The sequence below is a fragment of the Mycobacterium sp. genome, assembly GCF_049647605.1.
GTDB lineage: Bacteria > Actinomycetota > Actinomycetes > Mycobacteriales > Mycobacteriaceae > Mycobacterium.
This window is the reverse complement of sequence record NZ_JBARXZ010000024.1, coordinates 26684-39608: the sequence shown is the minus strand read 5'-3', so window position 1 is coordinate 39608 and position 12925 is coordinate 26684. Positions and strand designations below refer to the sequence as shown.

The following is a 12925-nucleotide window of genomic DNA, read 5'->3' as shown; positions in this document are numbered from 1 at the left end:
ACGCAGCATCATGAGGCGGTGGTGCCCGTTGATCAGGGCCCGGGCGAACACACCTTCCAGACGCCGTCCTCACGCAGGAACGACGTCGCGGTGTCGACCGAGTCATCAGGGGTGTTGTCGAAGTGGTAGATCACGGTGCCGGTCGCCCGGTCACCGTCGATCGCCACTCCCGACACCCCGTCGACATAGCGGGCACCCCGCTGGTTGACCGAATCCTGTTGCCGGCTCAGCACATCGGCTTCTTCACCGGCGTGTTCGGCACAGGTGAAGGCGCGAAAATCGGTGTAGTCGGCCCGCTGCAGCGCGTCGTTCTGCCCGATCGCGGCCTGGGCCACCACGTCGACCTCGGGAACCTCGTCCTTGTCGAGCAGCGTGGCCCACCCGATGTAGCCGATCACCAGCACGATGATCACCAGAGCGCCTATGAAGGGCCACGGGGTGGACTCGGTGGACTCGTCGGAATTGTCTTTCACAGAAGATGCCTGCTCATTCTTGCCACAGCTCACGTAGCGCGGTGGACACCTGACGGACCCGGTCCCGGGCGGTGGTGACATCGGAGGCGGTGGACAGCGCCAACCCCAGACGACGCCGGGCCGAGGCCGGATACCCGTCGCGGCGGGTGTACACCCGGGCGTCACTCTCGGGGGTGCGCAACGCGCCGCCCAGGCCGGTGATCAGCCCGGCGCCGTCGAGTGTTGTCGGGGTGGTGCCGTACACCAGCTCGGCGGCCCCGGGCGAGATCATGATGGTGTCCACCGGCAGTCCCAGCACCGCACGCGCATGCAACTCGTACACGCTGAGCCGTTGCGAACGCAGCGTCACCACGCCACTGTCGGTGGGCCGGGCCGTCACATCGGAGAAGTACACCTCGTCACCGCGGACCAGCAGTTCGACGGCAAACACTCCACGACCGCCGAGTGCGTTCACAACCCGGGCGGCGATCGACGTCGCGGCATCCAGCGAGGCCGCGGTCATCGGTTGCGGCTGCCAGGATTCCAGCACCAGTTCACCGGAGAAGCCGTCGACCTGCCGGTGCCCGATCGGCTCACAGAAGTGCAGGGTGCCCGGGGCATCCCCGGTGCGCACCGTCAGCAGGGTGACCTCGTAGTCGATCTCGACGACGGTCTCGGCGAGCACCCTGTTGTGGGGAAAGCTGCCACCGGCCGAGATGGCGCGGTCCCAGGCCGGTTCGACGTCGTCGGGCCGCAGCAGCACCGACTGTCCCTCGCCCGGCAGGGCGACCAGCGGCTTGACCACCAGCGGGAAGCCGGCGTGGTCGGCGATCGCGATGAGTTCCTCGGCCGAGCCCGCGAACCAGAAGGGCGCCGTCGGCAGGCCGAGGTCGTCGGCGGCCAACCGGCGCAGGCCCTCGCGGTCCAGCGACAGCCGAGCACTGCGCGCGTTGGGCACCACGTCGGCGAGTCCGCCGTCGGCCGCGGCGGCCAGTGCGTCGGCAGCCACCGCGTCTGTTGCCGTCACCACGAAGTCGGCCTGCACCCGTTCGATCAGCGCCGAGAGCTGCTCGAAATCGGTCAGCTCGACCACCGCAGCCTCGTCGGCGACGGAATGCCCCGGGGCGTCGGCGTAGCTGTCGGCGGCCACCACCACTGCCGCAAGCTGCTGGAAGGCGCTCACCAGGTCGCGGCCGTACTCGCCGGCCCCGAGCAGCAGCACGGTGGGCGATCGGCGCGCAGGCCACGCCGCCTCGGGCAAGAGCACGACCTCTTTCGAGGGCTCCGTGGTTTCAAAGGACCCAGTGGTTTCCGAGGACTCGCCGGTTTGGGGTGGCTCGCTGTCTCCGGACAGCTCGGAAGGCTCCGTGTCTTCGGACTGTTCAGGGTCGTCGCCCTCGGCAGCTACCACCGTCACGTCCTCTGCTGTCACGTCCCCGCTCGTCACATCCGGTGCCGGCTCGTCAGTCACCGGCGATCCACTCCCACGCTCATCCACGCACCACTCGCTTGTCGGTCATGCCATCAACTCCAGGTCGACATAGCTCCAGCGACGGGTGCTCGACACCTGCGGCCGCCCGCAGGTGCACACAGCCGGCTTCGGCCCCGCATGTCCGGATGGGCCGGCGCGCAAGCTGCTGCCGGGAGAACCGCACCTCGAGCACCTCCTGGCTGTGATCCTGCATTCTGCTGTCCAAGGATAGGTTGCGGAGTGAGGAGGTCCGACGGACATGGGTACCCAGACGTTGGCGGTGCTGGTGAGTGCCGTGCTGGTAGCTGCGCTGGCACGGCGGTTCAACCTGTCCTCTCCGCTGCTCCTGGTGATCGCGGGTCTGGCCATCGGGCTCATTCCCGGAGTGCCGGTGATCAGCCTCGAGCCGGACGTGGTGCTGTTTGTCCTGCTGCCGCCGCTGTTGTGGTCGGCCGGGCTGGAGAGCTCCTATGTGAACCTGCGCCGCAACCGGCGCAACATCGGCATGCTGGCGGTCGGGTTGCCGTTGGCGACGACGGCCGCCGTCGGCATCGTCGCCTACCAGCTGGTGCCCGATCTCACACTGGCCGCCGCCCTCACCCTGGGCGCGATCGTCGCACCACCGGATGCGGTGTCGGCGACGGCGATCGGGCGCCGCTTGGGGTTGCCGCGGCGGATGATGACCCTGCTGGGCGGCGAATCGCTGCTCAACGACGCCACCGCGCTGACTGCCTACAAGGTGGCGTTGGCCGCGACGATCGGAGCCGCAACCAGCTGGGAGAGCGCGGTCGGCACCTTCGCCCTGGCGGTCGCGTGTGGAGTGGTGATCGGCATCGTGCTGGGCCAGCTGATCGTCTACGCCCGCGCGCGGTTGGAGGACCCGCTGGTCGAGAGCGCGATCGGCCTGGTCGCACCGTTCCTGATCTATTTGATCGCCGAGGAGCTGCAGGGTTCCGGAGTGCTGGCAGTCGTTTCGGCGGCGCTGGTTGTCGGTCAGCGCGCCACCCGCGCCAGCTACGCGACCCGGCTGCAGGACGACGCGGTGTGGCGCGCGCTGCAGCTGCTGCTGGAGTCGTTTGCGTTCCTGCTGATCGGTTTGCAGTTGCCGAAGGTCGTCGGTGAGCTGGCCGGGATTTCCGCGGCAACGCTGGCGGTGGCTTCCTTGGGGGTGCTGGCGACGGTGATCGGGGTCCGGATCGTGTGGGTGTTCCTGGTCGCCTACCTGCCACGCGTTTCCGGTGCCCGGAATGGGCCGAGCCCGCGGCCCGCACAGGTGTTCATCGTCGCCTGGGCGGGGATGCGCGGCGTGGTGTCGCTGGCGGCGGCGTTTGCGGTGCCGATGAGCACGCTGGCCGGCGACGCGCTGCCCGGACGGCCACAACTGGTGTTCCTGACGTTTGTGGTGGTGATCGGCACCTTGCTGCTGCACGGGTTGACCTTGCCCTGGCTGATCCGCCGGCTCGGCGTGCAGAGCGACGAAGTGCAGACCGATGCGATACGCGCTGCCGCCGCCCAGACCCGCGCCACCGCCGCTGCCGCCGAACGCCTCGATCAGTTGATCGCCGAGGAGCGCGAGTCCGGCGAGACTTCGTACGTGCAGGAACGGGCCGCCGAGGTGCTGCGGCGCTGGAACGCCAATCGTGGTGATGCCGGCTGGGACGGGTTGGGCAGCGACACCGAGGGGTTGGGCGAGAGTCCCGCGGCCGCGTTCCGCCGGCTGCGGCTGGAGATGCTGGCCGCCGAACGGGCCGCGCTGATCACCGAGCGCGATGAGGAACGCATCGACGACGAGGTGCTTCGTTCGATGTTGCACGGTCTCGATCTGGAAGAGGCGACGCTCAACCGGGATTGACCAGTCCGCCCTGAAAGGCCCGCATGGCATCGATGAGGGCGGCGAAGACCCGGTGGGCGGCCTCCAGATCGTCGTCGTGCAGCTCGGCCAGCGCCGTGTGCGTATGGTGCGCCAGCGGGGTGAAGAAGGCGCGCGCAACGCTCATCCCGGGCTCGTCGTAGCGCAGGATCACCTTGCGCCGGTCGGCCGGATCGGATTCTCGGCGGATGTGCCCGGATTCGATCATCCGCTCGACGAGGTAGGTGATCGCCGCCCCCGAGAGACCCATCCGGTTACGCAGGTCCCCCGCCGTCAACGGCGTGCCGCCGTCGTCGGCGACCAGGATGTGCAGCAGTGCCCGGAAGTCGGTGGCGGTCAGATCGTGCAACCCGGCGAACGACCGCCCGACCTGTTCCGACTCCGCCGACAGCGCGCGGACATCCGCGGCGATCAGGCCTTCGAGATGGGCGCGGTCCGTCACAGCTGTGAGCTTATCCCAACTAGTTCACTTGATTAATAATTCAGTTACTGAAATATTCGACAGTATGAGCTGGAATCGGTTGGCGAGCCTGGTCACCGCACCACGTTCGTGGGCGCTGGCCCTTCTGATCGCCGTTGCCTCCGGAACACTGCTGGTCCTGGCCGGCACCAGCGACACGGCCGGACAATCACCGGTGACGCTGCCGAGCACCGCCGAGTCGGCCGAAGTGAAGCAGCTGCTGACCGAATTCCCCGGCGGCGACCAGGCTCCCGCCATCCTGGTGGTGACCCGCACCGACGGCGGACCGCTGAGCCCCAGTGACCGGATCGCGGCCGACGACGCCCGCACTCGCGCGCTCGCCGGCGACAACGGCGCGCCGCTGGCGGTGTCCGAGGACGGTCGCGCCGCGCTGGCGGCGATACCGCTGAGCACCGAGCTCTCGGGGTTTGCGCTCGATGACGCCGTCGCCTCGCTGCGGACCCAAGCCGGCACCGACCTGCCCCCGGCCCTGCGTGCCCAGATCACCGGAGGACCCGCCTTCGGCGCCGATATCGCCAACGCCTTCGCCGGCGCCAACATCACGCTGCTCGCCGTGACCGCGTCCGTGGTTGCGCTGCTGCTGATCCTGACCTACCGCTCCCCCGTGCTGTTCCTGGTGCCGCTGTTGGTGATCGGTCTTGCCGATCGCCTGGGATCCGTTGCGGGAGGCTGGATCACCTCCCTGGCAGGGCTGACCGCCGACGGCTCAACCGGTGGCATCACCAGCGTTCTGGTGTTCGGTGCCGGCACCAACTACGCACTGCTGCTCATCTCCCGCTACCGCGAGGAGTTACATCGCAACCCCGACCACCGCAGCGCACTGCACACCGCGGTACGCACCGCCGGTCCGGCGATTGTCGCCAGCAATGCAACCGTGGTCCTGGCTCTGCTCACCCTGGTGTTGGCATCCTCACCGAGCACCCGCAGCCTCGGCCTCCAAGCGGCATCGGGACTTGTTGTCGCCGCGGTGTTCTCGCTGTTCGTGCTACCGCCACTGCTGGCAGTGTGCGGGGTCCGATTGTTCTGGCCGTTCCTCCCCCGCCAGGGCGGCCCGGACCTCACCGACGCCGGGGTGTGGCACCGCATTGCCACCGGCGTTGCGCGCCGGCCCACACAGATCCTGGTCGCCGCACTGGCTGTGCTCTCGGTACTGGCCTGCGGCCTGTTCGGTCTGCACGTCGGACTGTCGCAGACCGAACAGTTCCGCGTGAAAGCCGAGTCCGTCACCGGGTTCGAGACGCTGGCCGCCCACTTTCCCAGCGGGCTGACCGACCCCACCTCCGTCGTCGGCGCCACCAGCCGCGCCGCCGAGATGCAACGGGCGATCGACAACACCCCCGGCGTGGTGTCGGCCGCCCCGGCCGGCCGATCCCCGGCCGGACTCACCCGATGGTCAGTTGTCCTCGAGGCCGCACCCGCCACCGACGATGCCTTCGATACCGTTGCCGCCCTTCGCGATTCGGTACGCACTGCCGACCCCGCGGCCCTGGTCGGCGGGTCCGACGCCCAGGCGCTGGACGCACGCGATGCCGCCGCCCATGACCGGCTGCTGATCATCCCCGCCATCCTGGCCGTCGTGCTGGCCGTGCTCGTACTGCTGCTGAGATCGGTGGTGGCGCCGCTGCTCCTGGTAGGCGTCACGGTGCTCAGCTCACTGTCGGCGCTCGGGCTCGGTGGCTGGTTGAGCGTGCACGTGTTCGGCTTCCCCGGCCTGGACAACAGCACCCCGCTGTTTGCGTTCCTGTTCCTGGTCGCCCTGGGCGTGGACTACACGATCTTTCTGGTCACCCGCGCCCGTGAGGAAACCCACGACCACGGCACCCGGGCCGGCATCGTCCGTGCGGTGTCGGCGACCGGCGCCGTCATCACCAGCGCCGGAATCGTGCTGGCCGCGGTGTTCTGTGTGCTCGGCGTTCTGCCGCTGATCGTGCTGACCCAGCTGGGCATCATCGTCGGTCTGGGCATCCTGTTGGATGCCTTCCTGGTCCGCACCGTGGTCATTCCGGCCCTGTTCACACTCATCGGTCCGCGGGTGTGGTGGCCGGCGCGCATCGAACCCGTAGCTCGGCGCGGGCGCGCCCAGCACCGGCGCGCGTAGCGTCGATGACATGACAGCCGGCACCAGCCCCGCTCCCACCCTGCCGCCCCTGCACATGCGTCGCACCGACTTCAACCCCGTCCCCGAGTTGCGGGAGATCCGCGAGAGCACCGGGGTCCGCACCGTCATCAACGCCTTCGGAATGCCGGTGTACCTGGTGACCCGTCACGAGGATGTCAAAGCCGTCCTCGCCGACCCGCAGGTCTTCTCCAACGAACGTCCCCCCGGCTTTGTCTTACCCGGGGCCCCGCCGATGACCGAAGAAGAGCAGCGCGCGGCCCAGTCCGGAAACCTGCTGGGTCTGGATCCACCCCGGCACACCCGGCTGCGCCGCATGCTCACCGGCGAGTTCACCGGCCGCCGGATGAAACGGCTGGAGCCGCGGATCCAGCAGATCGTCGACACCCATCTGGATGCGATGCAGAAAGCCGGGCCGCCGAGCGACCTGGTGACCGACTTCGCCCTGCCCATCCCGTCGCTGGTGATCTGCGAGCTACTCGGCGTGCCGTACGACGACCGGGACGGCTTCCAGCACCGCACGGCACGCCAGCTCGATCTGTCGATCCCCATCGAAGAGCGGTTTGCACTGCAGCGTGAGGGCCGCGAGTACATGGCTGCGCTGGTCACCCAGACCCGTCGCGACCCCGGCGAGGACATGCTCGGGATGCTGGTGCGTGAGCACGGCGACGAGCTCACCGACGACGAGCTGGTGGGCGTGGCCAACCTGCTGCTGGTGGCCGGCCACGAAACCACCTCCAACATGCTGAGTCTGGGCACGCTGGCGCTGCTGCGGCATCCCGATCAACTGGCCGCCGTCCGCGACGATCCCGATTCGGTGGGCCCGGCGGTCGAGGAACTGCTGCGGTGGCTGTCGATCGTCCACTCCGGAATTCCACGGATCACCACCGTCGACACCGAGGTCGCCGGGGTGCCGATTCCCGCGCACCAGCTGGTGTTCGTGTCACTCCCGTCAGCCAACCGCGACCCGGCATCCATCGACAACCCTGAGGATCTCGACATCAGCCGCGGGGCGATGGGGCATCTGGCGTTCGGTCACGGTGTGCATCACTGTCTGGGCGCACCGCTGGCCCGCATGGAGATGCGGATCGCCTTCCCCGCCCTGCTGCGCCGGTTCCCGTCCTTGCAGCTGGCCGAGCCGTTCGACGACGTGGCGTTCCGGTCCTTCCACTTCATCTACGGCCTGCAGTCGCTGCAGGTGTCCTGGTGAAGGTCTCCGCGGACCGCGACGTCTGCATCGGCGCCGGGATGTGTGTCATGCAGACCGAGGCGGTGTTCGATCAAGACGACGACGGCATCGTGCTCGTCGTGGTTGACGAGGTTCCCGTCGACGAGCAGGACAATGCCCGTCGGGCGGTGCAGCTGTGCCCGTCGGGCGCACTGCAGCTCGTGGACTGAGCGTGGACTGAAGAAACGCCCAAACTCACGTTTGGGCGACATTGTGCGAGTGCGACGCGCCATTTCGTCGAACTCGGCGAGGGTCAGTCGTCGTCGCGATGCAGATCGATGACCCCGGCCTTGTTCAGTGCCATCAGGCTGACGACCAGCACCCAGGACGGGAACGCCAGTGTCATCCACATCGACACGTCGCCGGCCACCAGCAGTATCACCGCCAACCCGTAGGTGAGAATCACCAGCCAGCGGGCCACCAGCCCGGTCTTGAGCCAGATGGTGGCCAACGAGATCATGAACACCGCGCCCATCCGCAAGGCGTAAGTCTTCGACAGCGTGATCATCAACGCCTGACCGAAGGTGCGCACCGCGGTGTCGTCAACACCGGCGCCACGGCTGGCCACCAGTGCCACCCCTACCGCCGAGGCCACGAAGATCATCCCCAGGAACAGCAGCCCGCTGCCCAGGAACACCGACCCGAAGAACTTGTCCTCGAACCGGCCCAGCCCGTCGCGCACCACACCGATGAACCACAAGAAGCAGATGCCGGCAAACGGCATCAGAATGGCAGCGATCCGCAATTGATCAGCCGACCCGTCCACCCACTGCGTACCAGGTCGGGCGCCTTCGGGAAGCGCGGTGTGGATCAGCGAGATCGCGGTGCCGAACAGCACCGCAAACAGCACACCGGCCAAGCCCGCGGCGCGCGGAGTCGACAGCCGTCGCAAAGACCGTGGTGCAGGTCGAGAACTCACCGGGTCATGGTGACAGAGGTTGCGCCCGTCGGGGCGCTGAATCACCGGTCAGGGCTGCCCGGCGAGCAGCCGCACCATCAGACCGTGGGCTTCGGCAAGCAAGGTGCCCTCGGAGTCGTGCAGCTCGGCGTTGACAAACGCTTTACGTCCCTGCGCTTCACGGATCCAGCCGCGGGCGGTCAACGGGGCGTCGATCGGCGTGACGGAGCGGTAGTCGACATGCAGGAATGCGGTACGGCTGATCGGCCTGCCCGCGGCGTGGATGACCATGCCGAACACCGAGTCGAACAGCAGTGGCAGCACCCCGCCGTGCACCGCGTAGTTACCGCCGACGTGGAAGCGGCTGAACTGCACGGCCAGCTCCACCCCGGCGGGTTCGAAGGTGGTGATCTGGAACGGCGGCATCAGCAGACTGCCGCCACCGGGCAGTTCTGGGACCCGGTTGGCCGGCCCCACTCCCTCGGCCGCCTCGAACGGGGCCAGCAGAGCCACCAAGGCCTCGGCCCGCTCGGCGGCGTCATCCCAGGTATCGCTGCCGGGGTCGGCGCTGACCGCCAGGTCCTGCAGCCGGCGCGCCGCCGCCAGGAAGCGGCCGAAGCCGGGCCCTGGATGCGCCGGCTCGAAGACCGGGAAGCCGCCGTGGCTGTCCAGGTCAAGCGGCGTCCGGTCTGTCACGAACGCGGCGCCAGGATGTCGCGCCGCACAATGGTCTGGTCCCGCCCCGGACCCACACCGATACACGAAACATGGGCTCCGGCAAGCTCTTCCAGACGCAGCACGTAGTCACGCGCCTTGGCGGGCAGGTCGTCGAAGGATCGGCACGAGCTGATGTCTTCCCACCAGCCGGGCATCTCTTCGTAGATCGGCTCTGCCTTGGCGATGTCGCTCTGCGTCATCGGCATCTCGTCGGTGCGCTTGCCGTCGACGGAGTAGCCGACACAGATCGGCACGGTCTCCAGGCTGGAGAGCACGTCGAGCTTGGTCAGGAAGTAGTCGGTGATGCCGTTGACCCGGGTGGCATAGCGGGCGATGACGACGTCGAACCAACCGCAGCGCCGAGCCCGTCCGGTGGTGACACCGACCTCGCCGCCGGTCTTGCTCAGGTACGCGCCGTACTCGTCGAACAGCTCCGTCGGAAACGGGCCCGAGCCGACGCGGGTGGTGTAGGCCTTCAGGATGCCGAGGACCGTGGTGATCCGGGTGGGGCCGATACCGGAGCCGACGGCCGCGCCACCGGAGGTCGGGTTCGAGGACGTGACAAACGGATAAGTTCCGTGGTCGACGTCGAGCAGGGTGCCCTGCGACCCCTCCAGCAGCACCGTCTCGCCTCGTTCGAGGGCCTGGTTGAGCAGCAGCCGGGCGTCGGCGATGCGGTGCTTGAAACCCTCGGCCTGGGTGAGCAGCGCCTGCACCACTTCGTCCGGATCCAGCGCCTTGCGGTTGTAGATCTTGACCAGGATCTGGTTCTTCAGCTCCAGGGCCGCTTCGATCTTCTGCGCCAGCAGCGTCTCGTCGAGCACGTCGGCCGCCCGGATGCCGATCCGGGCGATCTTGTCCTGGTAGCACGGGCCGATTCCGCGGCCGGTGGTGCCGATCTTCCGGCTCCCCATGTACCGCTCGGTCACCTTGTCGATGGCCACGTGATAGGGCATCAGCAAGTGCGCGTCCGCCGAGATCAGCAGCCGCGAGGTGTCGACCTTGCGCTCTTCGAGCCCGGACAGCTCCGTGAGCAGCACCCCCGGGTCGACCACCACACCGTTGCCGATCACGTTGGTGACCCCCGGTGTGAGGATCCCCGACGGGATCAGGTGCAGGGCAAAATTCTCGCCCGTCGGCAACACCACCGTGTGCCCGGCGTTGTTCCCTCCTTGATAGCGCACAACCCACTGCACGCGACCACCGAGTAGATCGGTGGCCTTACCTTTACCTTCGTCGCCCCACTGGGCGCCGATCAGGACGATTGCCGGCATGGCAGAATCCTTCGCATCTTTTGCGTACTTGCCTGATGACGTGTCAAGCCGGGAGATCACCCTATCGGAGATGGACCGTCGATGTTTGCGAGGAGTTGACTTGACACCCGTCGGCGCCGTCGTGCTGCGCTTCGGCAACGGGCCGATACCGCGGTCACTGGCCTCCCAGCCGACGGTCGAGGTGACCGATCCGGCGCTGCTGGACGAGGTGGTGCAGAGCGCATCCCGGGTGGTGGTGCTGGGCTCCGATATCGATCTGGCGACCGTCCTGACCCGGCTGCTGCGCCTTGACCGACTCGGCGTCGAAGTGGCCCACCCCAGCGGCCGGGGCGCCGCCCGACGCGCGTTATCGGCTGGGACACAACGCATTCCGCTGATCAGGGACGAGACCGGCCGGGTGCTCGTCGGGCGTGCCCGCTGGCAGGCAGCTGTCGAGGGCGAGCAACTCGAAGGGGAAGGCATCGTCGATGACACGGTGCTGTTCGACGGCGCCGTCACCGGGGTCCAGATCGAGGCACTGCCCGAGATGCCCGGCCTGCGGGCCCGGGTGGTGGGCACCGGCTGGCGCTCCGGTCCGTGGGTGAGCGGGCGCGCCGCCCAGTTGGGCACGCCGGGTGCGATCGTGGTGCGCGACGGCGTGGCGGCCTCTCGGCCGGTGCGGCGGTCGACGTTCTACCGCCACATCGAGGGCTGGTTGCGAGTCGGCTAGATCGAGGAGCCGGAGCTGGGGACCAGTAGTCTCGGTTGACGTGAGCAGACGCCTCGTGGGCCAGTCCGTTCGGCCCAGCCCGGTGTTCCTGGCCATCCTCGCGGTCACCGCGGTGGGCGGGGTACTGGCGTGGCTGGCCGCCGGGACGGTGTCCACGCTCGCCTATGTCGGGGTTTTCCTCTTTGTGATCGCCGGTTGGGTGGTCTCGCTGTGCCTGCACGAGTTCGGCCACGCATTCACCGCCTGGCGGTACGGCGATCATGACGTGGCTGTCCGCGGCTATCTGACCCTGAATCCACTCAAGTACTCCAGCCCGCTGCTGTCCCTGGGGCTGCCGCTGCTGTTCATCGCCCTGGGCGGGATCGGCCTGCCGGGCGGCGCGGTGTACGTCCGCACCTCGTCGATGACCCCGCGCCAGCGCAGCGTGGTGAGTCTGGCCGGCCCGCTGGCCAACCTGCTGTTGGCCGTGGGGCTGCTGACGGCAATCCGGCTGTTCTACGACGACGCACACGGCGTGTTCTGGTCCGGTGTGGCGTTTCTGGCTTTCCTGCAGGTGACAGCGCTGCTGTTGAACCTGCTCCCGGTGCCGGGTCTCGACGGGTACGGGGCGCTGGAACCTCATCTGAGTCCCGATAGCCAGCGCGCGCTGGACAGGTTCAAGCCGTGGGGTTTCCTGGTGCTGGTGCTGTTGCTGCTGGCCCCGGCGCTCAACCAGTGGTTCTTCGGCGCGGTGTACTGGGTGTACGAGTTGTCCGGGGTGTCGAACTACCTGTCCGCCGTCGGCGGACAGCTCACCAGGTTCTGGTCGCCGTGGCTCTGATCCGTTTTCAGCGCTAGGCCGTTACCCGGAAGCGATGCGTGGCGCCTGTGACGGTGCGCCAGAAGTGTCATCGGACCCCTCGCCGGCACACACGACCCCCTCCATCGTGCCGCCCTCACAGATGTCACCTCGTACACCGCCACAGGCGCACACAAACATACAGTCCTGCATGTAAGTGGTCCAGTCCCGCTTAACTCGTACGCTGGGCACCAGCTTGGACAACAGCCCACTCGGCGATCTCCGGGGCGACGATCCGCCGCAGGTTGGTCGCGGCCCGCTCCCAGCGGCGCCGGGCCCGGGTCGAGTCACTGTCGACGAAGCTCGAGATGAGGATGCCGCGCAGTGCGTCCATCGCGGTGTACACGAAGTCGGCCATCGCATGGTGGATACCCTCGGGCGCAAACTCCGCGACCACCGCCATCAGCGTGCTGTTGGCCACCGATTCGAACTTGGCGACCTCGCGGCCCAGGGCGGCATCGGTTCGGCCCGCCACCCACAGCTCGACGATGGGGACAAAGATCGGTGCGCTGTGAATATCCCAGACCAGCTGCAGAATGGCGTCGATCGGGTCATCGGCCGAGCCGAAGTCCAGCGTGAACCGGGCGACCTCGGTGGAGATCCGCTTGGCCGTGAGGTGCTGCAGCGCGGCGAGCATCAGGTCGTTCTTGGTGCCGAAGTGATGAACCTGGGCCCCCCGCGTCACCCCGGCCAGTTCGGCAACCCGTGGCGTGGTGGTACCCGCATAGCCGTAGCGCAGCAGACACTCGATGGTCGCATCGAGCAGGCGGGTGCGGGTCTCGGCGCTGCGCTCCTCCTGGCTGCGCCGCCGCACCTTCTGCCGGATCACAGATCCCACATTACATTCCGACGCGTATGCAACTTCGGCGCC

Annotated in this window: 14 protein-coding genes; 6 read left to right on the top strand and 8 right to left on the bottom strand. The window is 68.0% G+C overall.

Annotation, left to right across the window (positions count from 1 at the left end; translation table 11 throughout):
• Nucleotides 1-32: 32 nt before the first annotated feature.
• The 3 genes from WBB07_RS03240 to WBB07_RS03230 form a co-directional block, all read right to left on the bottom strand.
• On the bottom strand, nt 33-473 hold the full coding sequence (locus WBB07_RS03240; protein ID WP_526304695.1) for an Rv0361 family membrane protein: 441 nt from the start codon (nt 471-473) through the stop codon (nt 33-35).
• A gap of 13 nt (nt 474-486) precedes the next feature.
• Nucleotides 487-1719 carry a formate-dependent phosphoribosylglycinamide formyltransferase gene (gene purT, locus WBB07_RS03235; RefSeq protein WP_526304743.1) on the bottom strand — a complete coding sequence of 411 codons (1233 nt, stop codon included), beginning with the start codon at nt 1717-1719 and terminating at the stop codon, nt 487-489.
• 223 nt (nt 1720-1942) lie between these two features.
• Complete coding sequence (locus WBB07_RS03230) at nt 1943-2137, bottom strand: hypothetical protein (protein ID WP_526304693.1); 195 nt, start codon at nt 2135-2137, stop codon at nt 1943-1945.
• A gap of 45 nt (nt 2138-2182) precedes the next feature.
• Here WBB07_RS03230 and WBB07_RS03225 point away from each other — a divergent pair, with 45 nt between their 5' ends.
• Nucleotides 2183-3775: a Na+/H+ antiporter gene (locus WBB07_RS03225; RefSeq protein WP_526304691.1), complete on the top strand. Its 1593-nt coding sequence runs from the start codon at nt 2183-2185 to the stop codon at nt 3773-3775.
• Here WBB07_RS03225 and WBB07_RS03220 read toward each other — a convergent pair.
• Nucleotides 3762-4235, bottom strand: a complete 474-nt coding sequence (locus WBB07_RS03220; protein ID WP_526304689.1) for a MarR family winged helix-turn-helix transcriptional regulator — start codon at nt 4233-4235, stop codon at nt 3762-3764. The genes WBB07_RS03225 and WBB07_RS03220 overlap by 14 nt on opposite strands.
• 64 nt (nt 4236-4299) lie before the next feature.
• Here WBB07_RS03220 and WBB07_RS03215 point away from each other — a divergent pair, with 64 nt between their 5' ends.
• Genes WBB07_RS03215 through WBB07_RS03205 form a run of 3 tightly spaced genes read left to right on the top strand, consistent with a single transcriptional unit; the run spans nt 4300 to nt 7788 of the window.
• On the top strand, nt 4300-6372 hold the full coding sequence (locus tag WBB07_RS03215) for an MMPL family transporter (RefSeq protein WP_526304687.1): 2073 nt from the start codon (nt 4300-4302) through the stop codon (nt 6370-6372).
• Nucleotides 6373-6382: 10 nt separating this feature from the next.
• A complete protein-coding gene (locus WBB07_RS03210; RefSeq protein ID WP_526304685.1) occupies nt 6383-7600 on the top strand; it encodes a cytochrome P450 in 1218 nt (405 codons plus the stop codon).
• Nucleotides 7597-7788: a ferredoxin gene (locus WBB07_RS03205; protein WP_526304683.1), complete on the top strand. Its 192-nt coding sequence runs from the start codon at nt 7597-7599 to the stop codon at nt 7786-7788. The genes WBB07_RS03210 and WBB07_RS03205 overlap by 4 nt, the downstream gene beginning before the upstream one ends.
• An 83-nt stretch (nt 7789-7871) precedes the next feature.
• Here WBB07_RS03205 and WBB07_RS03200 read toward each other — a convergent pair whose 3' ends face one another.
• The 3 genes from WBB07_RS03200 to WBB07_RS03190 form a co-directional block, all read right to left on the bottom strand.
• Complete coding sequence (locus tag WBB07_RS03200) at nt 7872-8501, bottom strand: hypothetical protein (protein WP_526304741.1); 630 nt, start codon at nt 8499-8501, stop codon at nt 7872-7874.
• Nucleotides 8502-8585: 84 nt separating this feature from the next.
• The gene (locus WBB07_RS03195; protein ID WP_526304681.1) at nt 8586-9212 is read right to left on the bottom strand and encodes a PaaI family thioesterase; all 627 of its coding nucleotides are present in this window, start codon (nt 9210-9212) and stop codon (nt 8586-8588) included.
• Nucleotides 9209-10507, bottom strand: a complete 1299-nt coding sequence (locus tag WBB07_RS03190) for an adenylosuccinate synthase (protein WP_526304679.1) — start codon at nt 10505-10507, stop codon at nt 9209-9211. Before WBB07_RS03190 ends, WBB07_RS03195 begins: the two co-directional genes overlap by 4 nt.
• 70 nt (nt 10508-10577) lie before the next feature.
• Here WBB07_RS03190 and WBB07_RS03185 point away from each other — a divergent pair, with 70 nt between their 5' ends.
• Nucleotides 10578-11216 carry a peptidase M50 gene (locus tag WBB07_RS03185; protein ID WP_526304677.1) on the top strand — a complete coding sequence of 213 codons (639 nt, stop codon included), beginning with the start codon at nt 10578-10580 and terminating at the stop codon, nt 11214-11216.
• 40 nt (nt 11217-11256) lie between these two features.
• The gene (locus tag WBB07_RS03180; RefSeq protein WP_526304675.1) at nt 11257-12036 is read left to right on the top strand and encodes a site-2 protease family protein; all 780 of its coding nucleotides are present in this window, start codon (nt 11257-11259) and stop codon (nt 12034-12036) included.
• Nucleotides 12037-12226: 190 nt separating this feature from the next.
• Here WBB07_RS03180 and WBB07_RS03175 read toward each other — a convergent pair whose 3' ends face one another.
• On the bottom strand, nt 12227-12883 hold the full coding sequence (locus tag WBB07_RS03175; RefSeq protein WP_526304673.1) for a TetR/AcrR family transcriptional regulator: 657 nt from the start codon (nt 12881-12883) through the stop codon (nt 12227-12229).
• Between the last annotated feature and the right edge of the window lie 42 nt (nt 12884-12925).